Origin of the sequence: Vulcaniibacterium thermophilum (assembly GCF_007923255.1) — a bacterium.
GTDB classification, from domain to species: domain Bacteria; phylum Pseudomonadota; class Gammaproteobacteria; order Xanthomonadales; family Xanthomonadaceae; genus Lysobacter_F; species Lysobacter_F thermophilum.
Genome location: NZ_VOHJ01000040.1, coordinates 1 through 24,386, shown reverse-complemented (window position 1 = coordinate 24,386; position 24,386 = coordinate 1). Strand labels below are relative to the sequence as shown.

At 71.3% G+C, this 24,386-nt stretch carries 21 protein-coding genes; 17 read left to right on the top strand and 4 right to left on the bottom strand.

All coding sequences use genetic code 11. The annotated features are described in order from the left end of the window. The 4 genes from FQY64_RS12890 to ndk form a co-directional block, all read right to left on the bottom strand. On the bottom strand, positions 1 to 480 hold a 480-nt coding region (locus tag FQY64_RS12890), incomplete at its 3' end, for a helix-turn-helix domain-containing protein (RefSeq protein ID WP_146474877.1). Continuing rightward, on the bottom strand, positions 477 to 1,295 hold the full coding sequence (gene pilW / locus FQY64_RS12885; RefSeq protein WP_146474876.1) for a type IV pilus biogenesis/stability protein PilW: 819 nt from the start codon (positions 1,293 to 1,295) through the stop codon (positions 477 to 479). The genes FQY64_RS12890 and pilW, both read right to left, overlap by 4 nt. Further along, complete coding sequence (gene rlmN, locus FQY64_RS12880) at positions 1,285 to 2,463, bottom strand: dual-specificity RNA methyltransferase RlmN (protein ID WP_386112941.1); 1,179 nt, start codon at positions 2,461 to 2,463, stop codon at positions 1,285 to 1,287. Before rlmN ends, pilW begins: the two co-directional genes overlap by 11 nt. A 67-nt stretch (positions 2,464 to 2,530) precedes the next feature. Further along, positions 2,531 to 2,956 carry a nucleoside-diphosphate kinase gene (gene ndk / locus FQY64_RS12875; RefSeq protein ID WP_146474872.1) on the bottom strand — a complete coding sequence of 142 codons (426 nt, stop codon included), beginning with the start codon at positions 2,954 to 2,956 and terminating at the stop codon, positions 2,531 to 2,533. Positions 2,957 to 3,450: 494 nt separating this feature from the next. Between ndk and FQY64_RS12870 the strand changes: the two genes are divergently transcribed. From FQY64_RS12870 to FQY64_RS12790, 17 genes are all read left to right on the top strand, one after another. Beyond that, the gene (locus FQY64_RS12870) at positions 3,451 to 4,065 is read left to right on the top strand and encodes a TetR/AcrR family transcriptional regulator (RefSeq protein ID WP_146474870.1); all 615 of its coding nucleotides are present in this window, start codon (positions 3,451 to 3,453) and stop codon (positions 4,063 to 4,065) included. 80 nt (positions 4,066 to 4,145) lie between these two features. After that, positions 4,146 to 6,521, top strand: a complete 2,376-nt coding sequence (locus FQY64_RS12865; RefSeq protein WP_146474868.1) for a 3-hydroxyacyl-CoA dehydrogenase/enoyl-CoA hydratase family protein — start codon at positions 4,146 to 4,148, stop codon at positions 6,519 to 6,521. Positions 6,522 to 6,646: 125 nt separating this feature from the next. Then, entirely contained in the window at positions 6,647 to 7,852 is a 1,206-nt protein-coding gene (locus FQY64_RS12860; RefSeq protein ID WP_146474866.1) for an acetyl-CoA C-acyltransferase, read from the top strand. A 204-nt stretch (positions 7,853 to 8,056) separates the two neighbouring features. Next, positions 8,057 to 8,470, top strand: coding sequence for a hypothetical protein (locus FQY64_RS12855; RefSeq protein WP_146474864.1), 414 nt, complete (start codon positions 8,057 to 8,059; stop codon positions 8,468 to 8,470). A 108-nt stretch (positions 8,471 to 8,578) separates the two neighbouring features. Continuing rightward, complete coding sequence (locus FQY64_RS12850; RefSeq protein ID WP_146474862.1) at positions 8,579 to 9,886, top strand: TolC family protein; 1,308 nt, start codon at positions 8,579 to 8,581, stop codon at positions 9,884 to 9,886. After that, positions 9,883 to 11,430 (top strand): efflux RND transporter periplasmic adaptor subunit, encoded by a 1,548-nt coding sequence (locus tag FQY64_RS12845; protein WP_146474860.1) that lies wholly within the window; start codon positions 9,883 to 9,885, stop codon positions 11,428 to 11,430. The genes FQY64_RS12850 and FQY64_RS12845 overlap by 4 nt, the downstream gene beginning before the upstream one ends. Before the next feature lies 1 nt (position 11,431). Next, entirely contained in the window at positions 11,432 to 14,569 is a 3,138-nt protein-coding gene (locus FQY64_RS12840) for an efflux RND transporter permease subunit (protein WP_146474858.1), read from the top strand. Positions 14,570 to 14,642: 73 nt separating this feature from the next. Next, positions 14,643 to 14,897 (top strand): DUF2933 domain-containing protein, encoded by a 255-nt coding sequence (locus FQY64_RS12835; RefSeq protein ID WP_146474856.1) that lies wholly within the window; start codon positions 14,643 to 14,645, stop codon positions 14,895 to 14,897. 3 nt (positions 14,898 to 14,900) lie between these two features. Next, positions 14,901 to 15,566 carry a methyltransferase family protein gene (locus FQY64_RS12830; protein ID WP_146474854.1) on the top strand — a complete coding sequence of 222 codons (666 nt, stop codon included), beginning with the start codon at positions 14,901 to 14,903 and terminating at the stop codon, positions 15,564 to 15,566. 39 nt (positions 15,567 to 15,605) lie between these two features. After that, positions 15,606 to 15,893: a DUF5676 family membrane protein gene (locus FQY64_RS12825; protein ID WP_146474852.1), complete on the top strand. Its 288-nt coding sequence runs from the start codon at positions 15,606 to 15,608 to the stop codon at positions 15,891 to 15,893. Beyond that, entirely contained in the window at positions 15,890 to 18,340 is a 2,451-nt protein-coding gene (locus tag FQY64_RS12820) for a heavy metal translocating P-type ATPase (protein WP_229814901.1), read from the top strand. The genes FQY64_RS12825 and FQY64_RS12820 overlap by 4 nt, the downstream gene beginning before the upstream one ends. A gap of 74 nt (positions 18,341 to 18,414) precedes the next feature. Continuing rightward, a complete protein-coding gene (locus FQY64_RS12815; RefSeq protein WP_146474850.1) occupies positions 18,415 to 18,717 on the top strand; it encodes a hypothetical protein in 303 nt (100 codons plus the stop codon). Next, the gene (locus FQY64_RS12810; protein ID WP_146474848.1) at positions 18,714 to 20,873 is read left to right on the top strand and encodes an ABC1 kinase family protein; all 2,160 of its coding nucleotides are present in this window, start codon (positions 18,714 to 18,716) and stop codon (positions 20,871 to 20,873) included. The genes FQY64_RS12815 and FQY64_RS12810 overlap by 4 nt, the downstream gene beginning before the upstream one ends. A gap of 197 nt (positions 20,874 to 21,070) precedes the next feature. Continuing rightward, positions 21,071 to 22,189: a cyclopropane fatty acyl phospholipid synthase gene (cfa, locus tag FQY64_RS12805; RefSeq protein WP_146474879.1), complete on the top strand. Its 1,119-nt coding sequence runs from the start codon at positions 21,071 to 21,073 to the stop codon at positions 22,187 to 22,189. 43 nt (positions 22,190 to 22,232) lie between these two features. Next, positions 22,233 to 22,637 carry a CopL family metal-binding regulatory protein gene (locus tag FQY64_RS15275; protein WP_146474846.1) on the top strand — a complete coding sequence of 135 codons (405 nt, stop codon included), beginning with the start codon at positions 22,233 to 22,235 and terminating at the stop codon, positions 22,635 to 22,637. 114 nt (positions 22,638 to 22,751) lie between these two features. After that, positions 22,752 to 23,990 carry an acyltransferase family protein gene (locus FQY64_RS12795; protein ID WP_146474844.1) on the top strand — a complete coding sequence of 413 codons (1,239 nt, stop codon included), beginning with the start codon at positions 22,752 to 22,754 and terminating at the stop codon, positions 23,988 to 23,990. Positions 23,991 to 24,107: 117 nt separating this feature from the next. Continuing rightward, positions 24,108 to 24,314 (top strand): zinc metalloprotease, encoded by a 207-nt coding sequence (locus tag FQY64_RS12790; RefSeq protein WP_146474842.1) that lies wholly within the window; start codon positions 24,108 to 24,110, stop codon positions 24,312 to 24,314. Positions 24,315 to 24,386: the final 72 nt, after the last annotated feature.

Here is a 24,386-nt window from a genome sequence, read left to right as displayed (position 1 = left end):
CGCGGGACGCGCCGCGCCCGCGGCGGGCGCGTCGGCCGGCACCGGCGGCACGTCGAGCGACTGCACGGCGACGTCGCGGTCGAGATGCGAGCGGGTCGCCAGCCACACCGGTACCGCGATCGCGGCCGTGAGCACGACATAGACCGCGCGACGCGTGGCCTGCTCCAGCCACCAGCGGTAGCGCGGAACGTGCACGTGGCTCACCAGCGGAGCGGGCTCGTTGGCGGCCGGGATGGCATCGAGTTCGGGTTGCAGATCCAGATCGAGCAGGCGCGCGTAGCTGCGCAACTGGCCGCGCACGAAGACCGGCGCGCCCAGACGCGCGTGGTCGCCGGATTCGAGCGCCTCGACCACGTGGCGCGGGATGTGCAGCCGCGCGGAAACCTGGTCGAGGGAGAGACCGGCGGCCTCGCGGGCCTGCTTCAAGCGCGCGCCGAACTGCCCGAGGTCGCCGCGCGCGACGTCATAGGACTGCATCATGGCTTGCTTTCCGCCCCTTGCTTGGAGTCCCGCGCCCGCGGGAACTCCGCCCCCATTCGCTGAACGTATCGTTCCGCCGCACGGTTGTCGCCGAGCGCGCGTTCGATCTGTGACGCAAGCTGCAAAGCCTCCGCATCCGCCGGCGCGGCAGCCAGCCGGCGTTCAGAGAACGCGCGTGCGGTGAGGAAACGGCCGGCCTCGTACTCGATGCGCGCGAGCGTCCCCAGCGCCAGTGCGTTGGCCGGATCCAGCTCGATCGCGCGGCGCAGCTCGCGTTCGGCGCGCGCGGCGTCGCCGGCGCGGTAGGCGCAGGCGCCGAGGTTGGCCTGCGCCGAGGCCGGCGTGCGATAGGCCGGATCGGCCAGCGCGCGCTCGAACCACGCCAGCGACTCGCCGGGGCGGTCGTGGGCGCACAGCCAGACGCCGTAGTTGTTGAGCGTCTCGCCGCGCTCCGGGGCCAGCTCGACGGCGATCCGGTGGTGGGCGCCGGCGTCGTCGTCGCGGCCGCGCGCGGTGAGCACCGCGGCCAGCAGGTCGTGGGCTTCGGCCATGCGCGGCGCGAGCTTCACCGCCTGGCGCGCGGCCTTTTCGGCGGCGTCGAGGTCGCCGGCGACGACGCGCTGCTGCGCCAGCAGAAGCTGCCGGCGCGCTTCGGCGGCGCTGCGCGAGGCGCGGGTCTCGCGGATCTCCACCGTCTCGGCGACGTGCTGCGGGCCGCGGCGTCCGAGGTCGGGGCGCACGAACGTCAGCCGGCTGCAGGCGGCCAGCGCCGCCAGCATCATCAGCACGGCCGACACGCGCAGGCTAGGCGGCATCCCCCATCCCCTGCCCGGCGAGACGACGGCGGAATTCGGCGGAGCGGCGGGTGCGATCCATCACCTGCCCCTTGAGCTGGCCGCAGGCGGCGTCGATGTCGTCGCCGCGGGTGCGGCGCACCGGCGCGATCAGCCCGGCTTCGTTGAGGATCTTCTGGAACGCGCGGATGGCGCCCTCGTCCGGGCGTTCGAAGCGGGTGCCCGGGAACGGGTTGAACGGAATCAGGTTGACCTTGGCGGCGTCCTTCATCTGCACCGCGCGATCGAACTGGCGCATCAGCCGCGCGAGCGCCTGCGCGTGGTGCGGCTGATCGTTGACGCCCTTCATGAGCGTGTATTCGAACGTCACCGACGCCTTCTTGCGGCGCGCATAGCGCACGCAGGCGTCCATCAGCACCGCGATCGGGTACTTCCTGTTGAGCGGCACCAGCTCGCTGCGCAGGTCGTCATCCGGCGCGTGCAGCGACACCGCCAGCGAGACGTCGCTCTCCTCGGCGAGGCGGTCGATCATCGGCACCATGCCGGCGGTGGAGAGCGTCACGCGCTTGTTGGCGAGGCCGTAGCCGAGGTCGTCGCGCATGATGCTCATCGCGCGCACGACGTTGTCGAAATTCGCCAGCGGCTCGCCCATGCCCATCATCACCACGTTGGTGAGCTTGCGCTGCTGGTGCGGCACGTTGCCGAGGTGGCGCGCGGCCACCCACACCTGGCCGATGATCTCGGCGGTGGTGAGGTTGCGGTTGAAACCCTGGGTCGCGGTCGAGCAGAACTGGCAGTTGAGCGCGCAGCCCACCTGCGAGGACACGCACAGCGTGCCGCGGCCCTTGTCGGGGATGTAGACCGTCTCGATCGCATTCGAGGTGTCCATGCCGAGCAGCCACTTGTGGGTGCCGTCGTCGGACGCCTTGTCGAACACCACCTGCGGCACGCGCACTTCGGCGTGCTGCTCGAGCTTGGCGCGCAGCGCCTTGCCGAGGTCGGTCATGCCCTCGAACTCGGTGACGTAGCGGTGGTGGATCCACTTCATCACCTGGTGCGCGCGGAAGCGCTTCTCGCCGAGCTGCTCGAAGAACGCTTCCATGCGCGGCCGGTCGAGGTCGAACAGGTTGAGCCTGCCCGACCCCGACACGGACGCCCGTTCCGGCGCGGAGGCGCCGACCAGCGCAATGTCGATGGGTTTGTTGTCGCGCGTGTCGCTCACTGCCTGAAGCCTTGCGTCGGAACGGAAAGCGGGCTCAGCGCCCGTGGATCTCGGTGGTGGAGAAGAAGTAGGCGATCTCGACCGCCGCCGTCTCCGGCGCGTCGGAACCGTGCACCGCGTTGGCATCGATGCTGTCGGCGAAGTCGGCGCGGATGGTGCCCGGCTCGGCCTTCTTCGGGTCGGTGGCGCCCATCAGCTCGCGGTTCTTCGCGATCGCGTTCTCGCCCTCGAGCACCTGGATCATCACCGGGCCGCTGATCATGAATTCGACCAGCGCGTTGAAGAACGGACGCTCGCGGTGCACCGCGTAGAAGCCCTCGGCCTCCTGGCGCGAGAGGTGCTTCATCTTGGCGGCCACGATCTTCAGGCCGGCCTTCTCGAAGCGGGTGTAGATCTCGCCGATCACGTTCTTGGCGACCGCGTCGGGCTTGATGATGGACAGGGTGCGCTCCAGCGCCATGGACAGACTCTCCGGAAAAAGGGTGAGCGGACCGCCATCGGAGCGGTCCGAGACTAACAGAAAAACCCGCGGCGGGACGCGGGTTTAGCCGAAATGGCTGCGGGGAATTCTAACCCGTACGGCCTTCGCCTGGACACCGGCCGGGCGGGCCGGCGATGTCGGGTTCAGCAGCCCGGGCATGAGGCCCTCACCCCAGCCCCTCCCGCTCGCGCGGGAGAGGGCCGCGCTCGCGATCTGCGTGGCAAGCCGCGTGAACCCTCTCCCGCTCGTGCGGGAGAGGAGCTGATAAGGCGGGGCCCACCCCACCCCCTCGCCCGGCCCGCCGCGGCGCGGCGGTGTCCGGATGATCCGCGCGGCAGTGCCGTGCAAGCAGGTCCCCTCACCCCGCCGCGGGCGGGAGCGGGGCTGCACCGTTGCGGTGTCCGACGCGGTCGGAATTGACGCCCGGCCGTACCCGGGCGTACGCTCAAACAAGCGTTTGATTCATACGAGCGATGGCCGCGCACTTCTCCACCAAGGACCGCATTCTCGGCGCCGCCGAGGAACTGTTCGCCCAGTACGGTTTCGCCGGCACGTCGCTGCGGCAGGTGACCAGCCGCGCCGACGTCAACATCGCCGCGGTCAACTACCACTTCGGCAGCAAGGAGAACCTGGTCAACGAGGTCTTCCGCCGGCGGATGGACGAGATGAGCGAGCGCCGCCTGGCGCTGCTGCGGGAGGCGGTGGCGCGGCAGCCGGGCGAGCTGGAGCCGATCCTGGCGGCCTTCGTGGAGCCGGCGCTGGCGCTGGCCCAGGACCGCCACGGCGGCGGCGCGTTCATCCGCGTGATCGCGCGCGCCTACGCGGAGAAGAACGACGGCCTGCGCAAGTTCCTCTCCGACCGCTACGGCCACGTGCTGCGCGAGTTCGCCAAGGCGATCGCGGTCTGCGTGCCCGGGCTGAGCAAGGAAGAGCTGTACTGGCGGCTCGACTTCCTTGCCGGCGCGCTCACCTACGCCATGGCCGACTTCGGCCTGATCAAGCGGCCGGCGGGGGTGAGCGAGGCCGCGCACCGGCAGCGCGCAGCGCAGGAACTGATCCGCTTCGCGGCCGCCGGCTTCAAGAGCTGAGCGCGATTCACGGCCGCGGACGGGCGGCAGCGCCGCCTCGTCCGTGGCAGCAACCCAATGTTTTCAACCGGATGGACGCTATGGCCAAGAAACTGCTTGTACGCCGGGCCGCCGTGCTGGGCGCCGGCGTGATGGGGGCGCAGATCGCCGCCCATCTCACCAACGCCGGGGTCGACACGGTGCTGTTCGACCTGCCCGCCAGGGAGGGCGATCCCAACGGCATCGTGACCAAGGCGGTCGCCAATCTGGCCAAGCTGAGCCCGGCCCCGCTGGCCGACAAGGCGCTGGCCGAGCGCATCGTCCCGGCCAACTACGAGACCGGGCTCGAGCTGCTGCGCGGCTGTGACCTCATCATCGAGGCGATCGCCGAGCGGATGGACTGGAAGCAGGACCTGTACCGCAAGGTCGCGCCCTACGTGCCGGGGCACGCGGTGCTGGCCAGCAACACATCCGGCTTGGGAATCAATGCCTTGGCCGATGTTCTTCCAGAAGAACTTCGCGCGCGGTTCTGCGGCGTGCACTTCTTCAACCCGCCGCGCTACATGCACCTGGCCGAGCTGATCCCGGCCCGCTCGACCGACCCGGCGGTACTGGAGGGCCTGGAAGCGTTCCTCACCACGACGCTCGGCAAGGGCGTGGTGGTCGCCAAGGACACGCCCAACTTCATCGGCAACCGCATCGGCGTGTTCTCGATGCTGGCGGCGATGCACCACACCGAGCAGCTCGGGCTCGGCTTCGACACCGTCGACGCCCTCACCGGCCCGGCGATCGGCCGGCCGAAGTCGGCGACTTACCGCACCGCCGACGTGGTCGGGCTGGACACCATGATCCACGTCATCAGGACGATGGCCGACACCCTGCCCGACGACCCCTGGCACGCCTACTTCAAGGCGCCGAAGTGGCTCACCGCGCTGGTCGAGAAGGGCGCGCTGGGCCAGAAGAGCGGCGCGGGCTTCTACACCAAGCGCGGCAAGGACATCCTCGTGCTCGACCTGAAGGCGCAGGACTACCGCCCAAGCGCCGGCGAGCTCGACCCCGAAGTCGGCGCGATGCTGAAGGAGAAGGACCCGGCGAAGAAGTTCGCCGCGCTGCGCGGCAGCGGCCATCCGCAGGCGCAGTTCCTGTGGTCGATCTTCCGCGACACGTTCCACTACAGCGCGTTCCACCTCGCCGAGATCGCCGACACCGCGCGCGACGTCGATTTCGCCCTGCGCTGGGGCTACGGCTGGTCGCTCGGTCCGTTCGAGACCTGGCAGGCGGCCGGCTGGAAGCAGGTGGCCGAGTGGATCGCCGAAGACATCGTCGCCGGCCGCGCCATGAGCAACGCGCCGCTGCCGGACTGGGTGTTCGACGGCCGCGAGGGCGTGCACGGCGCCAAGGGCAGCTTCAGCCCGGTGCGCAACGCCGACGTGCCCCGCTCGTCCAACCCGGTGTACGCGCGCCAGCGCTTCCCCGACCCGCTGCTCGGCGAGAAGTTCTCGCAGGGCCGCACGGTGTACGAGAACGACGGCGTGCGGATGTGGGTCGACGAAGGCGAGGAGATCGCCGTGGTCGGCTTCAAGACCAAGATGCACACGGTCAACGACCAGGTGCTGGCGGGCCTCCGGGAGGCCATCGCGATCGCCGAGCGCGACTTCCGCGGCCTGGTGATCTGGCAGCCGAAGGAGCCGTTCTCGGCCGGCGCGGATCTGGCCGGCGCGCTCGGCCTGCTGCAGGCCGGCGACCTTGCCGGGTTCGAGAAGATGGTGGCCGACTTCCAGGCCACCTCGCAGCGGATCAAGTACGCGCTGGTGCCGGTGGTGGCGGCGGTGCGCGGGCTGGCGCTGGGCGGCGGCTGCGAGTTCCAGATGCACGCCGCGCGCACCGTGTTCGCGCTGGAGAGCTACGTCGGCCTGGTCGAGGCGGGCGTCGGCCTGCTGCCGGCCGGCGGCGGCCTGAAGGAGCTGGCGCTGCGCGCGTCGGAGGCGGCCGGTCCGGGCGGCGACGTGTTCGCGCAGCTCAAGACCGCGTTCGAGAGCGTGGCGATGGGCAAGGTGTCGACCTCGGCGTTCGAGGCGAAGTCGCTGAAGCTGGCGCGCGAGGCCGATGTCGTCGTGTTCAACAGCCACGAGCTGCTGCACGTCGCCAAGCAGCAGGCGCTGGCGCTGGCCGAATCCGGCTACCGCCCGCCCCTGCCCGCGCGCCGCATCCAGGTCGCCGGCGACGTCGGCATCGCCACCTTCAAGATGATGCTGGTCAACATGCTCGAAGGCCGTTTCATCTCGCCGCACGACTACGAGATCGCCACCCGCATCGCCACCGTGCTGTGCGGCGGCGAGGTCGATCGCGGCGCGTTCGTCGACGAGGACTGGCTGCTGCGGCTGGAGCGCGAGCACTTCGTCGCGCTGGCGCAGATGCCGAAGACGCAGGAGCGCATCGCGCACATGCTGAAGACGGGCAAGCCGCTGAGGAACTGAGCGGCGGGAATCGGGAATTCGAGAATCGGGAATCGTCAACAGCGGGGTCGGGTACGGCAATCGGGAACCATCGCGGCATGCGATTCCCGATTCCCCTTCCCGATTCCCGCGTTCGGAGAACGCAGATGAAACAGATCCAGGACGCCTACATCGTCGCCGCCACCCGCACGCCGGTCGGCAAGGCGCCGCGCGGCGCGTTCCGCAACACCCGTCCCGACGAGATGCTGGCGCACGTGCTGAAGGCCGTGATCGCGCAGGCGCCGGGCATCGACGTCAACCGCATCGACGACGTGATCGTCGGCTGCGCCATGCCGGAAGGCGAGCAGGGCATGAACGTCGCCCGCATCGGTGCGCTGCTGGCGGGTCTGCCGAACACCATCGGCGCGCAGACCATCAACCGCTTCTGCTCGTCCGGCCTGCAGGCGGTCGCGCTGGCGGCCAACGAAATCCGGCTCGGCAACGCCGAGCTGATGCTGGCCGGCGGCACCGAGTCGATGTCGATGGTGCCGATGATGGGCAACAAGGTGGCGCTCAGCCCGCAGGTGTTCGCGAACGACGAGAACGTCGCCATCGCCTACGGCATGGGCATCACCGCCGAGAAGGTCGCCGAGGAGTGGAAGGTCTCGCGCGAGGACCAGGACGCCTTCGCCTATGCCTCGCACCAGAAGGCGATCGCGGCAATCGAGCGCGGCGAGTTCCGCGACGAGATCACGCCGTACGAGGTGATCGCGCGCATGCCCGACATCGCCGGCAACACGGTGCGGGTGAAGAGGACGCTCGTCGAGATCGACGAGGGCCCGCGTGCGGACACCTCGATGGAGGCGCTCGCGAAGCTCAAGCCGGTGTTCCGCAACGGCCAGTTCGGCGGCAGCGTGACGGCGGGCAACAGCTCGCAGATGAGCGACGGCGCCGCCGCGGTGCTGCTGGCGTCGGAGAGCGCGGTGAAGCAGTACGGCCTCACCCCGCTGGCGCGTTTCGTGAGCTTCTCGGTCGCCGGTGTGCGTCCGGAGGTGATGGGCATCGGCCCGATCGCGGCGATTCCGAAGGCGCTGAAGCAGGCCGGCCTCGCCCAGGATCAGCTCGACTGGATCGAACTCAACGAGGCTTTCGCGGCGCAGGCGCTGGCGGTGATCCGCGACTGCGGGCTCGACCCCGACAAGGTGAACCCGCTCGGCGGCGCCATCGCGCTCGGCCACCCGCTCGGCGCCACCGGTGCGATCCGTACCGCGACGATCGTGCATGGTCTGCGGCGCCGCCAGAAGAAGTACGGCATGGTGACGATGTGCATCGGCACCGGCATGGGCGCGGCGGGGATTTTCGAAGCGCTCTGACGGCGCCCGCGCGCTGTGCGGAAAGGCCCTCCCTGGCGGAGGGCCTTTTCGTTTGCGGCCATGCGCCGCGCCTGGCGCGGGCGGACGCACAACGTGTTGAGGTCGCGCTCACGCCCCTTCGGCGCACGATACGACACCACGCCACAGGGACGAGCTTGATCCAGATCAAGTTCGCACCCGTATCCCTCGGCTAAGATGCGTTGCATGAAGCGATTCCGCCACAAGCGCCTGCGGGCACGGCTGTCGATCCTCGCGATCGTCGCCCTGCTGTGGGCGCAACTGGCGCTCGCCGCGCATGGCGGCTGCACGATGCCGGCGCACGGAGCCGCGTCGATGGCGGCCTCGCATCCGGCGGCCACGATGGGCGAGACCTGCGGCCACGACGAGACGCCCGCGACCGTGGACGATCCCGCGCTCTGCCTGGCGCACTGCAGCCAGGGCGATGCCTCCAGCGATGTCGCACGGGTGCCGGCGGTGCCGGCGCTGCCCGCGATGGCGCCGGTGGCGCTGGCGCTGGTGAGCCGACTCGAACCGCAACGCCCGCTGCTGCTGCGCGCGCCCGTACCGCCATCCTGGCACCGACCTACCGCGCACCCTGCCGCACTGCTGCTGATCTGATGCCCGGCCCGCGCGTGCGCCGCTTCCGGCGGCGCGCGCTGGCCGCCGTGCGCCGCACGGCCTGTCTCCACCCGCTCTGCCGATCCGCTCGGCCCGCGGACCCACGACATGGCATCGCCCGTGCTTCCTCCGCTTCTTCGTTCCCTGTTCCGTGCGCGGTCCGCCCGCAGTACGGTGCTGATCGCCGCGCTCGTGCTGTTCGCCGGCGCCACGCCCGCGTTCGCCACCGAACCCGCGCTGCCCGGTCGCGACGTCGCCTCCATCCGCGCCTGGTTACTTGAGCGCAACCCCGAACTGCGCGCGCTGCAGGCCGAAGCCGAGGCCGCGCGGGCGCGCATCCAGCCTGCCGGCGCACTGCCCGACCCGATGGCGTCGGTGTCGGTGCAGGAACTCGACCCCGACCGGCCGTGGCAGGCGCGCGACGAAGGCGCGGCCAGCGTGCAGCTTCGCCAGCGCTTTCCGCTGTGGGGCAAGCGTTCGCTGGCCCGCGAGGTCGCCACCCATGAGGCCGAGGCGATGCGGCTGGAGCGCGAAGCCACCGCGCGCACGCTGCTCGCCGAGGCCGAAGCCGCCTACGTCCGCTACTGGCACGCCGACCAGGCGGTGGCGGTGCTCGACCGCCGCATCGCCCTGCTGGAACGGATCGAGGAGATCGCCGGCGTGCGCTACGCGCTGGGCCTGGCCGCGCAGCAGGACGCGATCCGCGCCCAGGTGGAACGCACGGCGATGCAGCGCGAACGCATCGAGCGGCTGGCCGCGCGCAGCGAGGCGGCCGCGGCGCTCAACCGTGCGCTCGGCCGGCGCGCCGACGAAGCGCTCGCCGAGCCCGCCGCGCCGCCGGCCCTGAGCGTGCAGGCGCCAACGCTGGAGGTGCTGCTGCAAACGCTCGATGGCGGGCGGCACCCGATGGTGCAGGCGCGGCAGGCGCTGGCCGAGGCGGCGCGCAGCAACGTCGAGCTGCAGTACCGCAACCGCTATCCCGACATCACGTTGGGCGTCGGCCGCATGCGCCGTTTCGACGGCATGGACAGCGCCGAACTGATGCTGGAAGTCGAGATTCCGCTGCAGCAACGCGCGCGCCGCGAACGCGAGCGCGAATCGCGCCTGCTCGAGGACGCCGCGCTGGCCCGCGCCGAGGCCGCCCGCCGCAGCCTGCAGGGCGAGGCCGGAATGGCGTGGGCGCAGTGGCAGAGCGCGCGCGAGCGCCGCCGCCTCACCGAAACCACCCTGCTGCCGCAGGCCGACGCCAACTTCCGCTCCGCGCTGGCGAGCTACCAGGTGGGCGAAGTCGATTTCGGCACGCTGCTGGAAGCCCTGAACGCCTGGCAAGGCGCCGACCTCGCGCGCGTGGATGCCCTGCGCGACGAACTGCTGGGCGCCGCCGCCGTGCGCGCCCTCGAAGGAGACACCCGATGACCCGCTTCCGGACTCTGGTCCTCGCCCTGTCCGTGGCCGCCGCGGCGCTCGCCGTCGGCTGGCTCGCCGGCCGCGCCTCGCGCGAGCAGGCCGCCGCGCCGGCGCAGGCCGACACCGGGCGCCCCACGCGCAAGGTTCTCTACTACCGCAACCCGATGGGCCTGCCGGACACCTCGCCGGTGCCGAAGAAGGACCCGATGGGAATGGACTACATCCCCGTCTACGAAGGCGAGGAGGCCACCGCACCCGGCACCGTCGTGCTGACGCCGGAGAAGGTGCAGACGCTCGGTGTGCGCACGGCGGTGGTGGAACGCGCGCCGCTGGCCGCCGGGGTGCGCGCCAGCGCCACGCTGGAGATCGACGAGACCCGGCAGTACGCGATCGCGCCGCGTTTCGAAGGCTGGATCGAGCGCCTGTACGCCGACCAGACCGGCATGCGCGTGCGCCGCGGCCAGCCGCTGATGCGCGTGTACAGCCCGGAGCTGATGGCGGCGCAGCAGGAGTACCGCGTCGCCGATGCGGCGGCGCGCAGGCTCGCGCAGAGCGATCCGGCCAGCGCCGCCTCGATGACGCGCCTGCGCGATGCGGCGGTGGCCCGCCTGCGCAACTGGCAGATCGCCCCGCGCCAGCTCGGACAGGGCGACGGCGGCTTCGTGCTGACCTCGCCGGCGGACGCGGTGGTGATCGAGAAGCCGGTCGTGCAGGGCGCGCGCTTCGAGCCGGGCGAGACCGTGCTGCGGCTGGCGGACCTGTCCACGGTGTGGGCGGTGGCGCACGTGCCGGCGGCGCAGGCGGCGGAGCTGCGGGTCGGACAGGCCGCGCGTTTCGAATCCACCACCCTGCCCGGCCGGCGCTTCGGCGGCACGGTGACGTTCGTGCAGCCGGTGCTGGACACCGCCACGCGCACGGTGCAGGTGCGGGTGGCGCTGCCGAATCGGGACGGCGTGCTGCGTCCCGGCCTGTTCGGCGCGATCGTGCTGGAGCGCGACGACCCGACGCCGGTGCTGAGCGTGCCGCGCTCGGCGGTGCTCGACAGCGGACTGCGCCAGGTGGTGCTGGTCGAGCGCGCGCCCGGCCGGTTCGAGCCGCGCGAGGTGCGCATCGGGCGGCGCGCCGGCGACAGCGTCGAGATCCTGGATGGCGTGCGCGAAGGCGAGCGTGTGGTGGTGGCGGCGAACTTCCTGATCGACGCCGAAAGCAACCTGCAGGCGGCGTTGCAGGGACTGGGCGCGCACGCCGGCCACGGCGGGTCCGCACCCGCCGCACAGGCGACCGCGCCCGCGGCGGTGGACCACGCCGGACATGGGCCGGCGATGCCACCGGTCGATGCGAAGAAGGACACGCAGCCGGCCCCAGCCACGGCGCGACCGAAGCCGCAGGCGCACGCGCAGCCGTCGCCGGCGCCGGCCGACCCGCACGCGGGGCACGCCCCAACCGCGTCTCCCGATCCGCACGCCAGGCACGCCCCGCCCCCGCCATCCGATCCGCACGCCGGCCACGCGCCGGCAACCGACGGCACGCACGACGGCCACGAGGACCGCTGACATGCTCGGCCGCATCATCGAGTGGTCGGTCCGCAACGTCTTCCTGATCGCGGTGATGACGCTGGCGGTGATCGCCGGCGGTGTGTACGCGCTTCTGCGCACCCCGCTGGACGCGCAGCCGGACCTGTCCGACGTGCAGGTGATCGTGTTCACCGAATACCCGGGGCAGGCGCCGCAGGTGGTCGAGGACCAGGTCACCTACCCGCTCACCAGCGCGCTGCTGTCAGTGCCGAAGTCGAAGGTGGTGCGCGGTTTCTCATTCTTCGGCGCCTCGTTCGTCTACGTGATCTTCGAGGACGGCACCGACCTCTACTGGGCGCGCTCGCGCGTGCTCGAGTACCTCAATTTCGCCTCGAAGAACCTGCCGGCCGGCGTCACCCCGAGCCTCGGGCCGGATGCCACCGGCGTCGGCTGGGTCTACCAGTACGCGCTGCAGGGCAAGCAGCGTTCGCTCGACGAGCTGCGCGCGGTGCAGGACTGGTACGTGCGCTACCAGCTCGCCAAGGCGCCGGGCGTGGCGGAGATCGCCAGCGTCGGCGGCTTCGTGCGCCAGTATTCGGTCACCGTCGATCCGGCGCGCCTGCGCGAGTACGGCATCCCGCTCGCGCGTGTGTCGCAGGTGGTGCGCGAGAGCAACCGCGATGTCGGCGGCCGCGTCGTCGAGATGGCCGAGACCGAATACATGGTGCGCGGCCGCGGCTACCTGCGCGGCGTGGAGGACATCGAGAACCTGGTGCTGAAGGCGGAGGGCGGCGCGCCGGTGCGTGTGGGCGACGTCGCCCACGTCGAACTGGTGCCGGACGAGCGCCGCGGCCTGGCCGAGCTCGACGGCGAAGGCGAGACCGTCGCCGGCATCGCGGTGGCGCGCTACGGCGAGAACGCGCTGGCGGTGATCCACGGCCTGAAGGAGAAGCTGGCCGAGATCCGCGGCGGCCTGCCCGCCGGCGTCAGCCTGCGCACGGTGTACGACCGCTCCGAGCTGATCCACCGCGCGATCGCGACCCTGCGTACCACGCTGATCGAGGAGAGCCTGATCGTCGCGCTGGTCTGCCTGGTGTTCCTGTTCCACGCCCGCAGCGCGCTGGTGGCGATCGTGATGCTTCCGGTCGGCGTGCTGATCGCGTTCATCGCCATGCGCGTGCTCGGGCTCAACAGCAACATCATGAGCCTGGGCGGCATCGCCATCGCCATCGGCGCGATGGTGGACGCGGCGATCGTGATGATCGAGAACGCGCACAAGCATATCGAGCGCGACGACGGCACGCGCAGCCGCGCGCAACTGATCATCGACGCCTGCCGCGAGGTCGGCCCGGCGCTGTTCTTCAGCCTGATGATCATCACCGTCTCGTTCCTGCCGGTGTTCGCGCTGGAGGCACAGGAAGGACGGCTGTTCCGGCCGCTGGCGTTCACCAAGACCTTCGCGATGGCCGGCGGCGCGCTGCTGTCGATCACGCTGGTGCCGGTGCTGATGCTGCTGTTCGTGCGCGGCCGGATCGTGCCGGAGGCGAAGAACCCGGTGAACCGCGTGCTGATCGCCGGCTACCGCCCGGTGATCAACGCGGTGCTGCGCCACAAGCTCGCCACCCTCGTGCTGGCGGTGGTCGCGCTGCTGGCCACGCTGTGGCCGGCCGCGCGCCTCGGCAGCGAGTTCATGCCGACGCTCAACGAAGGCACCCTGCTCTACATGCCGGCCTCGCTGCCGGCGATGTCGGCGACCAAGGCGGCGCAACTGCTGCAACAGCAGGACCGCATCATCAGGAGCTTCCCCGAGGTCGAATCGGTGTTCGGCAAGGCCGGACGCGCCAACACCGCCACCGACCCCGCGCCGCTGGAGATGTTCGAGACCGTCATCAACCTCAAGCCCGAATCCGAATGGCGCGAGGGCATGACGGTGGACACGCTGATCGCCGAGATGGACCGCGCGCTGCGTTTCCCCGGCGTCGCCAACGCCTGGACCATGCCGATCAAGGCGCGCACCGACATGCTGGCCACCGGCATCCGCACCCCGGTCGGCATCAAGGTGTTCGGCCGCGACCTGGCGCAGATGGAGACGCTGGCGCGGCAGATCGAGGCGGCGGTGCGCAAGGTGCCGGGCACCACCAGCGCCTACGCCGAGCGGCTCACCGGCGGCTACTACCTCGACGTCGAACCCGACCGCGCGCGGCTGGCGCAGTACGGCGTCACGCCCGGCGAGCTGCAGGACGTGGTGGCGGCCGCGCTGGGCGGCGAGATGGTGACCACGCTGGTGCAGGGGCGCGAGCGCTTCGGGCTGATCGTGCGCTACCCGCGCGAGCTGCGCGACGATCCGCAGCGCATCGCCGACAACGTGCTGGTGCCGACCATGGACGGCGCGCAGGTGCCGCTGGGCGAACTGGCCACGGTGGTGGTGCGCAAGGGTGCGCCCAGCATCCGCACCGAGAACGCGATGCTGTCGGCCTACATCTACGTCGACACCCGCGAGAGCGACATCGGCCGCTACGTGCGCGCCGCGCAGCAGGCGGTGGCCGAGTCGGTGAAGTTCCCGCCCGGCACGTACGCCACCTGGAGCGGGCAGTACGAGTACATGCAGCGCGCCGCGGCGAAGATGCGGATCGTGGTGCCGGTGACCCTGGCGCTGATCTTCCTGCTGCTGTACCTCAATTTCCGGCGCGTCACCGAATCGCTGATCGTGATGCTGTCGGTGCCGTTCGCGCTGGTGGGCGGCGTCTGGCTGATGTGGGCGCTGGACTACAACCTCAGCGTGGCGGTGGCGGTCGGCTTCATCGCGCTGGCGGGTGTCGCCGCCGAGACTGGCGTGGTGATGCTGATCTACCTCGACCATGCGCTGCAGGCACGCGCCGAGGCCGCGCGTCGCGAAGGCCGCGCGCTCGATGCCGCCGACCTGCAGGCGGCGATCGTCGAAGGCGCGGTCGAGCGGGTGCGACCGAAGATGATGACGGTGGTGGCGATCATGGCCGGCCTGCTGCCGATCATGTGGAGCACCGGAACCGGTTCGGAGGTGATGCGCCGCATCGCCGCGCCCATGGTGGGCGGGATGGTGTCCTCCACCGTGCTGACGCTGGTCGTCATCCCGGTGGTGTATGCCTGGATCAAGGGGCGCAAGCTCGCCGAGGCGCGCGCCCCGCGCACCGCAGCCTAGTCGGGACACCGGTCGGTCGGCCGCCCGACCGGTGCGCAGTTCCCATCCGCCGGCCCTGCAGGAGGAGTTCGCCATGACCGCCACGGACGCACCCACCCACCGCGAAGGGCGCGGAACGCGCGTCGTGTTCTGGGCGTTCCTGCTCGCCGCCGGGTTCTACCTGATCGCCGAGCACCGCACCCACACGCTGGGCGCGCTGCGCTGGCTGCCGCTGCTGATCCTGCTGGCCTGCCCGCTGTTGCACGTCGGCATGCACCGTGGCCACCGCCATCACGCGGCGCGGCGCGACGACGCATCCGCGCACCGGCACGACGACGGCAGGACCTGAGCCATGGACAGATCCGCCTATGGCCTGTGGTACCTGGTCGCGATCAACTCGGCCTTCTTCATCCTGTTCGCCTGGAGCTTTTTCCGGCCGGTCAGCGGGCGCGACTGGCGCAGCCTCGGCATGCTCTCGGCGTTCGTGCTGGCGTTCTTCGCCGAGATGTACGGCTTCCCACTGACGCTGTACCTGCTGTCGGGCTGGCTGTCGGCGCGCATCCCCGGCGTGGACTGGCTGGGGCACGACGCGGGGCACCTGCTGGAGATGCTCTTCGGCTGGCGCGCCAACCCCCATTTCGGCCCGTTCCACCTGCTGAGCTTCGTGCTGATCGGCGGCGGCTTCTGGCTGCTCGCCGAGGCGTGGCCGGTGCTGTACCGCGCGCAGCGCGAGCGGCGGCTGGCGGTCGAGGGCGTGTATGGGCGGATGCGCCATCCGCAGTACGTCGGCTTCGTGCTGATCCTCACCGGCTTCCTGCTGCAGTGGCCGACGCTGCTGACGCTGCTGCTGTATCCGGTGCTGGTGATCGCCTATGCGCGCCTCGCACGCAAGGAGGAACGCGAATGCCTGCAGCGCTTCGGCGATGACTACGCGCGCTACATGCGGACCGTGCCGCGCTATGTCCCGCGTCGGCGAGGCAGGCCCGGCGGCTCCCTGCCCGGCTCACCGGCTTCCTGATCCCGCGCTGGCCCCGCATCCACTACTGGAGAACACGCCATGCAACGTCACGATCCGCTCGCCATCGGCCTGTCGCTGTCGGTCACGGCCGGGCTGCTCTACCTGATCTGCGCGCTGACGGTCGTCCTGGCCCCCGGCGCGTTCACTGCCGCGCTCGCGAAGCTGTTCCACGGCCTGGACCTGTCCGCACTGTTGACCCCGAATCCGCCGGCGCCCACGCTGGGGGCGGTGATGGTCGGCACGCTGCTGGTCATGATCTACGCGTTCTTCGCGGGGTGGCTGTTCGGCTTCGTCCACCGTCTGTTCACGAGGGGCTCCCGCGCATGAACGAAGCGGCTTCCCACCCGGGCCGCGGCATGCACCCGCACCCTGCCCATTCCGCGCGCGCCTCCGCCGACCCGATGCGCGCCTCCGCCACCCGCACCTGGCCGATCGCCGACATGGTCAGCACCGGCTGCGCACGCGCGCTGGAGAAGGCGGTGGCCGCGCTGCCCGGCGTGGACGAGGCGACGGCCAACTTCGCCACCGGCGAGCTGACGGTGCGCTATCGCCGCGGCACGCTGGCGCCCGGCGCGGTCGCCGAGCTCATCCGACGCTGCGGCTTCACCTGCAGCGAGGCGGGCGGATGCGACGGCGCGGAGGCGGCGCATGCCACGCACGCCGCCCATGCGCCGCAGGCCCGTGCGGCACCGATGCCGGAAGGGCACGCCGTCCACCGCCATCCGCCCGCCGCGGCCGCGCACGAGACGGGCGACATGCACGCCGGCATGCACCACGGTCCCGACCTGCACGCCGCCGCGCGCGACATGCAGCGCCGCTTCGCGGTCGCGCTGGCGTTCTCGATCCCGGTGTTCCTGTGGTCGCCGATGGGCCTGATGACGCCGCCGCCGGTGCCGTTCGGCCTGCGGCTGGAGGTCTGGCTGTTCCTGCTGGCGAGCGCGGCGATCCTCTACCCCGGCTGGCCGTTCTTCTCGGCGGCGATCCGCTCGCTGCGGCGCGGCGTGCTGGACATGGCGGTGCTGGTGCTGCTGAGCGTCGGCACCGGCTACGGCTTCAGCATCGCGTCCACCTTCCTGTTCCGCGGGCCGAACTTCTTCGAGGCCTCGGCGGTGCTGCTGACCTTCATCCTGCTCGGGCACTGGCTGGAGATGCGCGCGCGGGCGGGCGCCTCCGATGCGATGAAGGCGCTGCTGAATCTTTCGCCGCCGCGCGCGCTGGTACGCCGCGGCGGCCGGGAGATCGAACTGCCCACCGCCGAGGTGGTGGTTGGCGACGTGGTGGTGGTGCGGCCCGGCGCGAAGATTCCGGTCGATGGCGTCATCACCGAAGGCAGCTCGCAGGTCGACGAGTCGATGCTGACCGGCGAGTCGATGCCGGTACGCAAGGACCCGGGCGACGAGGTGGTCGGCGGCTCGATCAACAAGAGCGGCGCGTTCACCTACACCGCGACCAAGGTCGGCGCCGACACCGCGCTGGCGCAGATCATCAAGCTGGTGCAGGACGCGCAGAACTCGAAGGCGCCGGCCCAGTTGCTGGCCGACCGCGCCTCGCAATGGCTGGTGCTGGCGGCGATCGTGGTCGGGCTGGCGACGTTCGCGGTGTGGTTCTGGTGGATCGGCCAGACGCTGCTGTTCGCGCTGACGCTGACCATCACCGTGTTCGTGATCGCCTGCCCCGACGCGCTGGGCCTGGCCACGCCGATGGCGGTGATGATCGGCACCGGCCTCGGCGCGCGCCACGGCATCCTGTTCAAGCACGCCGAGGCGATCGAGCAGAGCGCGCGGCTGGACGTGATCGTGTTCGACAAGACCGGCACGCTGACGGTCGGCCAGCCGGAAGTGGTGGACATGGTGGTGGCCGACGGCTGGACGCCGGAGCGCCTGCTGGCCATCGCGGCAGCCGTCGAGGCGCACTCCGAGCACCCGCTGGCGCAGGCCATCCTCAAGCGTTCCGGCGCGCCGGCGGTGCTCGCCACCGGCTTCACCAACATCGACGGCCAGGGCGCCACCGGCATGGTCGACGGCGTGGCGGTGCTGCTCGGCAACCGGCTGCTGATGCAGGCGCACGGCGTCGAGCTGGCGGAACTGGAGGCGGAGGCCTCGCGCCTGGCCGGCGGCGGACGCACGGTGATCTTCGTCGGTGTCGGTGGCCGGCTGGCGGGGCTGTTCGCGATCGCCGACGCGATCCGGCCGACCTCGCGGGCGACCATCCAGGAACTGCACCGCCGCGGCGTGCAGGTGGCGATGATCACCGGCGACAACCGCCCCACCGCCGAGCGCGTGGCGGCCGATCTGGGCATCGACATCGTGCTCGCCGACGTGCTGCCGGGCGACAAGGCGGCCGAGGTGAAGAAGCTGCAGGCGCAGGGGCGCAAGGTCGGCATGGTCGGCGACGGCGTCAACGACGCCCCGGCGCTGACCCAGGCCGACGTCGGCTTCGCGATCGGCGCCGGCACCGACGTCGCCATCGAAAGCGCCGACGTGGTGCTGATGCGCAGCGATCCCTACGACGTCGTGCGCGCGGTCACCATCGCCCGCGCCACGCTGCGCAAGATGCACCAGAACCTCGGCTGGGCGGTCGGCTACAACCTGATCGCCTTTCCGCTCGCCGCCGGTGTCGCCTATCCGCTGACGCTGTCGCCGGAGATCGCCGCGCTGTCGATGTCCGGCAGCTCGGTCATCGTCGCGCTCAACGCACTGCTGCTGCGCCGCGTGCGCCTGGAACCGGGCGCCCACGAGGCCGCGACGCCGGCGTCGAGCGGAAGTTCGACGTGAGCGGCGGGCAGGCGCCGGATGCTGCGGCCCGGTGCGGATAAGCCGGCGACGACGCGCACGACGGAGGAATGCCGATGAACGATCCGACGATCGCACGCCGCAAGCGCGCGGACCTGCTCGCCAGTGCCGGCGCGGCGCTCGCCGGGCTGGGTGCGGGCGCGCTGCTGGGCGCGGCGCTGGCGCCGATGGCGGGTGCGCTGCTGCTGGTGGGTCTGGCCGCACACGCGGTCGGGATGGTCGGCCGCCACCGGCTGGACCGCCTGGCCGGCGAATCGCCGCCACGCTGGTACCCGCTGCTCCACTGGCTGTGCTGGCTGGGTATGGCGGCGGTCGCGCTGGTGCTGCTGGCCTCGGCGCTCGGGAGGATCGGCCGATGACCGCACGCGCCACCATGCCGCGCAGCCTGCAGATCATCGTCGCGTTCGCGCGTCTGGCCTGGGACTGGCGGCGGCTGCGTCGACGGGCGCCGGAGAAGCTGCCCGAGCGCCTGCGGCAGACGCTGGAATCGCTCGGCACCACCTTCGTGAAGATGGGCCAGGGCCTGAGCCTGCGCTGGGATCTGCTGCCGGCGCCGTTCCGACATGCGCTCGAATCGCTGCACAGCGACGTGCCGGCGTTCCCGTCGGCGCAGGCGGTCACGACCGTCGAGGCCGCGTTCGGCCTGCCGATCGACCGCATGTTCCGCGCGTTCGACCCGCAGCCGCTGGCGGCGGCGTCGGTGGCCCAGGTGCACCGCGCGGTGCTGCTCGACGGCCGCGAGGCGATCGTGAAAGTCACCCGGCCCGGCGTCGCCGAGCAGGTGCGCGCCGACCTGCGCCTGCTGCGCCGGCTGGTGAGCGTGCTGCAGCGCTTCTGGCCGCAACTGCGCCGGCAGCGCCCACTGGAGCTGGTGGACGAACTGGCGGCGTTCCTGCACGCCGAGATCGACATGACCCACGAGGCGCGCAACATGCGGCGCATGGCGACCGCGCTCGCCGAGGTGCCCGGCGTGACGCTGCCGCGCGTGCACGAGCGTTGGGTCGCGCCGCAGGTGCTGGTGCAGGAGCTGAGCCACGGCCGCCGCATCGAGGAAGCCTACGGCACGCCCCGCGCCCGCGAGCTCGCGCATCTGCTGATCGACGCCTACGTGCACCAGTTCTTCGGCGCCGGCGTGTTCCACGGCGATCCGCACCCCGGCAACCTGTTCGACCTGCCGGACGGCCGGCTCTGCTTCCACGACTTCGGCACCATCGGCTATCTCGATGCCGAGTCGCGGCTGGCGTTCGCGCAACTGATCGAATCGATCGCCTACGACGACGCGGCCGGCGTGCTGGATGCCTCGACCACGCTCGGATTCCTGACCGCGCGCCTCGACCGTCGCGCCTACCTGCGGGCGATCTCCGAAGTGCTGAGCGAGCTGACCACGCTGCCGCTGGCGCAGTGGTCGGTGGCGGAAGTCGTGTGGCGGGTGACGCGGATCGGCGCCGGCGAGAACCTGCGCCTGCCGCGTCATCTGCTGGTGTTGCTCCGCACCCTGTTCCTGCTGGAGAACACGCTGCGCGCGCTCGATCCGGAGCTCGACCTGCTGGCCGAACTCAACACGCGTTCGCGGCATCCTCGAAGTGATGGAACGCGCGCGCGCGCCGCGGCGGCCGCTGGCCTCGCGGATGGCGAGCGCGGCGCGGCAGTTGCCCGAGCTGCTGGCCACCACCCTGCGCCAGGCCCGGCTCGAGGAAGGCCGGCCGTCGCTGTCGGTGCACCACCGCGGCCTGGAGGAAGCGGAGGTTTCGCTCGCGCGCACCGGCAACCGGCTGGCGCTGGCGATCATCACCTTCGGTCTCTACCTCACCGGCTCGATCCTCACCCTGCACGACGCCGGGCCGATGCTGTGGGCGCACATGCCGGTGCTGGCGGCGTTCGCCTACGGTTGGGCCATCGTGCTGTCGTTGCGGCTGGTGTTCGCGGTCTCGCGCTCGGGGCACCTGTGAGCGACCCGACGAAGCTGGCGCGACCGCCACGCTCCGCATGGCAGTCTGTCGACCCCGTCCGGAGGAGCCCGACCATGATCGCGTCCATGCGTGCCGTGCTGCTGGCGGTGTCGCTCGCCGGCCTGCTGTCCGTTCCCGCCGTTCGCGCCGAACCGCGCGGCGCGCTCACCCAGGTGGTCGACGGCTACGACGTGTACTTCGGCATCATGCCCTCGGCGCTGGTGCGCGCGTCCGGCATGCCGCACATCGGCGCCGACGTCGATGCCCACGGCCGCCCGCGCGGCGACTTCTCCCGCGAGCATCATCTGGTGGTGGCGCTGTTCGAACGCGGCACCGGGCGACGGGTCGAGAACGCCACGATCACCGCCAGCGTGCCGATCGGCGGCCGCACCGTGACGCGCACGCTCGAACCGATGCGCAACGACGATGCCACCAGCTTCGGCAACAGCTTCGTGCTCGGCGCGCCGGGGCGCTACCGGTTCACCGTCACCGCGCGCATCCCCGGCCGCGAGGCTCCGCTGGTGGCGGAAGTGGAGTACCGCTACCGCCATCCGGCCGCGCGGTGAGGCCCGCCGCATAGCCGCCCGAGGAGCGCGTCGGCGCGGCCGGCCTTCACGCCGCGTTCGCCGTCACCGTGGGTTCCATTTCAGCCGCCGCGGCAAGGTCGCCGCCGGCTCGCCGGATGCCCGCCATGCGCACCCCCGACGTGTCCCACGGTCCGCACGCCACGCGGCACGCGCCGCCGGCGTCGTCGCCCTGTGCCGTGGCCGCTTCGCCTCTGCGCAGGCGGTTCGCGGCGTTGCTGGCCGAGGCCGACGTGCGCCTCGACGGCGACCGTCCGTGGGATTTGCAGGTGCGCGACGAGCGCCTGTTCGCGCGCGTGCTCGCGACCGGCTCGCTCGGTTTCGGCGAGGCCTACATGGACGGCTGGTGGGACGCCGCGCAACTCGACGTGCTGCTGGCGCGCCTGCTCCAGGCCCGGCTCGACCGCCGCGTGCGCGGCATCGGCGACCTGTGGCTGGCGCTGCGCGCCACGCTGATCAACGCCCAGGCCGGACGCCGCGCCTACCGCGTCGGCGAGCGCCACTACGACCTCGGCAACGACCTCTACCGCGCGATGCTGGGCCGCAGGCTGGTGTATAGCTGCGGCTACTGGCGCGAGGCGGCCGATCTCGACGCCGCGCAGGAAGCCAAGCTCGACCTGGTCTGCCGCAAGCTCGGCCTGCAGCCGGGCATGCGCGTGCTCGACATCGGCTGCGGCTGGGGCGAGGCGCTGAAGTTCGCCGCCGAGCGCTACGGCGTGCGCGGCGTGGGCATCACCGTCTCGCGCGAGCAGGCGGCGTTCGCGCGCGAGCTGTGCGCCGGGCTGCCGATCGAGATCCGCCTGCAGGACTATCGCGAGCTCGACGAACGCTTCGACCGCGTGTTCTCGATCGGCATGTTCGAGCACGTCGGCGTGAGGAACTACCGCCGCTACTTCGAGATGGTGCGGCGCTGCCTGCCGGCCGACGGCCTCACGGTGTTGCACACGATCGGCACCAACGTCTCCACCAACCGCACCGATCCGTGGATCGACCGCTACATCTTCCCGAACTCGATGCTGCCCTCGGTCGCGCAGATCGCCGCCGCCAGCGAGGGCCTGTTCGTGCTGGAGGACTGGCACAACTTCGGCACCGACTACGACCGCACGCTGCAGGCCTGGCGCGACAACATCGAGGCCGCCTGGCACACCCTGCCCGCGCGCTACGACGAGCGCTTCCGTCGCATGTGGCGCTACTACCTGCACGCCAGCATGGCGATGTTCCGCGTCCGCCACGCGCAACTCTGGCAGGTGGTGCTCAGCCCCGAGGGCGTGCCCGGCGGCTACGTGGCGCCACGCTAGCCGCTGCACCTGATCGCCACATCGCCGTCACCCTCGGGCGGTGATGCTGGTCGCACCTCGACGGCGTCGTTCGCTCATGCTGCGGCTGTCAACCGTCCTTCCGCTGCTGCTGTCCGTGCTGCTGGCGTTCAATGCCCTCTACGCCGGCGGGATGGGCGGATGCGCGCACGAAGCGGGCGCCGCCGCCACCCCACCTCACGACGAGGGGCACGGGTGCCCCGATCACGGTGCCGCTCCGGCATCGGATCACACGGCGGATACCGCACAGGCCGAGGGTTCCTGCTGCGATGCCGGGGGCTGCCGCTGCGGCTGCCTGCCGAGGACCGCCGCGCTGCCGGCATCGACGCCGGTGTTGCCCGCTCCGATCGCAGTGAGGGTTTCGGCGCCCGCGCAACATCCGCACGCCGATCCTCCGCCGGCGCGCCGACTTCGACCTCCCATCGCGTGAGCGACGCCTTCCCCTACGCCGGCGCCTGACGTCGGGCGTGACGCCCGGCGGTGTCCGGTGCTTCCGATCGATCGCGCGTTCTGGCCTTCGCCGGAACCGAGAAGGACCGCACGCATGAACTCCGTCCCCGTCCCATTGCGGGAGGCATGGCTGCATTGGCTGCGGCACGACGCCGCCCCGCTGACAGAGCCCCGGCTCGGCCGTGCGCTCGGCCTGAGCCGGCTGCTGCTGGTGATCGGGCTGGTGTTCCTGCACTACCGCTTCTTCCCCGGCTCGGCGCACACCCCATGGGACGGCTTCGACCCGGACCAGTACCAGGTCGCCACCTTCGTCAGCAGCTTCCTGCTGTTCTTCTTCTTCAGCTCGGTGCCGCTGCTGAGCATGGTGTCCGGCTGGCTGTTCTTCGCGTTCGAGCCCACCGATGCCCAGGGCGCGCTGCAGAAGCGGATCGTCCGCCGCGTGGGCACGGTGTACCTGCCGATGGTGGCGTGGAATGCGCTGTACCTGGTGCTGCTGCTGGCACTGTTCGCATGGCGGCCGGGCGCACCGCTGCTGGGCACGCTCAACGTCGACTTCGCACGCGCCGGTGCGTGGGACTACGTCAACGCGCTGTTCGGCCTGACCGCGCATCCGATCGGCTTCCAGTTCTGGTTCGTGCGCGACCTGTTCGTCACCGCGCTGGTCAGCCCGCTGCTGTGGCTCGCGCTGCGCCATGCGCCCTGGCTGGGCCTCGGGGTACTGGGCGTGGCGTGGCTGGTGGGCAGCAACCTGGGCGTGTTCTTCCGCGCCGACGTGGTGCTGTTCTTCTACATCGGCGGCCTGCTGCGCACCCGCGGCGCGCGGCTGGAGATCGGCCCGCGCGCGACGCTGGTGCTGCTGGCCGTGTACGTGGCGCTGGTCGCGCTGCGCACGCTGGCGCCGCTGTTCCTCGAATGGGAAGGCAGCCAGCGGCCGCTGGCGGTGGTGCTGCTGACCCGGCTGCTGCGGCTGGCCGGTGCGCTCGCCTGCTGGGGGCTTTTCGTGCAACTGGCGGCGACCGACGTCGGCGCAAGGCTCGCGCGCTACGCGGGGCTGGCGTTTTTTGTGCACGCGGCGCACTTCCCGCTGATCGAAGCGGTCAAGTTCGCGCTGTGGCCGTACCTGCCCGCGCATGGCGATGCCTGGCTGATCGCGCACTACCTCGCCAGCGTGCTGGCGACGGTCGCGATTACCGTCGGTGCCGGCATCGCTCTGGCACGCGCGTGGCCATCGGCGTTCGCGCTGATGAACGGTGGCCGCGAGGCGATCGGCCCGAAGGACGGCGCCGGCACCCGCCCGGCGCTGGGACGCCCTGAACTTCCACCGGCGCTGTGACCGCGCCTCCGACTGCAAGGAATGCTCCCATGACCACGTCCCTTCCCCCGTACGCACCGGCCTCGCCGTCGCGGCGACCGCGGCGGTTTCGCCAGCCAGGACGAACGCAGGCACGTCATGTGCCAGGAGATCGGCCACCTGTTCGGGCTCGGTCATACCAGCGAGGACGGCTCCACGCAGAACACCTGCATGGACTACTCGAACTCGCCCACCAGCACCGCGCCCAACCAGCACGACTACGACCAGCCGGCGGCGATCTACGCGCACACCGACGTCCCCCCGCTTTCAGTAGCGGGGCGATTTAGAGTCCGGGGTGGATGGTAGTGGCTGCCAGTTGCTTCGCGTAGGCGCTCGGTGTCAGTCCGCCCAATGCCTTCTTTGGCCGCTCCTCGTTGT

Coding starts and splice junctions, on each gene's coding strand:
- pilW (WP_146474876.1), bottom strand. CDS start 1,295: ATGCCGCCTAGCCTGCGCGTGTCGGCCGTGCTGATGATGCTGGCGGCG.
- ndk (WP_146474872.1), bottom strand. CDS start 2,956: ATGGCGCTGGAGCGCACCCTGTCCATCATCAAGCCCGACGCGGTCGCC.
- FQY64_RS12870 (WP_146474870.1), top strand. CDS start 3,451: ATGGCCGCGCACTTCTCCACCAAGGACCGCATTCTCGGCGCCGCCGAG.
- FQY64_RS12865 (WP_146474868.1), top strand. CDS start 4,146: ATGGCCAAGAAACTGCTTGTACGCCGGGCCGCCGTGCTGGGCGCCGGC.
- FQY64_RS12860 (WP_146474866.1), top strand. CDS start 6,647: ATGAAACAGATCCAGGACGCCTACATCGTCGCCGCCACCCGCACGCCG.
- FQY64_RS12855 (WP_146474864.1), top strand. CDS start 8,057: ATGAAGCGATTCCGCCACAAGCGCCTGCGGGCACGGCTGTCGATCCTC.
- FQY64_RS12850 (WP_146474862.1), top strand. CDS start 8,579: ATGGCATCGCCCGTGCTTCCTCCGCTTCTTCGTTCCCTGTTCCGTGCG.
- FQY64_RS12845 (WP_146474860.1), top strand. CDS start 9,883: ATGACCCGCTTCCGGACTCTGGTCCTCGCCCTGTCCGTGGCCGCCGCG.
- FQY64_RS12840 (WP_146474858.1), top strand. CDS start 11,432: ATGCTCGGCCGCATCATCGAGTGGTCGGTCCGCAACGTCTTCCTGATC.
- FQY64_RS12835 (WP_146474856.1), top strand. CDS start 14,643: ATGACCGCCACGGACGCACCCACCCACCGCGAAGGGCGCGGAACGCGC.
- FQY64_RS12830 (WP_146474854.1), top strand. CDS start 14,901: ATGGACAGATCCGCCTATGGCCTGTGGTACCTGGTCGCGATCAACTCG.
- FQY64_RS12825 (WP_146474852.1), top strand. CDS start 15,606: ATGCAACGTCACGATCCGCTCGCCATCGGCCTGTCGCTGTCGGTCACG.
- FQY64_RS12820 (WP_229814901.1), top strand. CDS start 15,890: ATGAACGAAGCGGCTTCCCACCCGGGCCGCGGCATGCACCCGCACCCT.
- FQY64_RS12815 (WP_146474850.1), top strand. CDS start 18,415: ATGAACGATCCGACGATCGCACGCCGCAAGCGCGCGGACCTGCTCGCC.
- FQY64_RS12810 (WP_146474848.1), top strand. CDS start 18,714: ATGACCGCACGCGCCACCATGCCGCGCAGCCTGCAGATCATCGTCGCG.
- FQY64_RS15275 (WP_146474846.1), top strand. CDS start 22,233: ATGCTGGTCGCACCTCGACGGCGTCGTTCGCTCATGCTGCGGCTGTCA.
- FQY64_RS12795 (WP_146474844.1), top strand. CDS start 22,752: ATGAACTCCGTCCCCGTCCCATTGCGGGAGGCATGGCTGCATTGGCTG.
- FQY64_RS12790 (WP_146474842.1), top strand. CDS start 24,108: ATGTGCCAGGAGATCGGCCACCTGTTCGGGCTCGGTCATACCAGCGAG.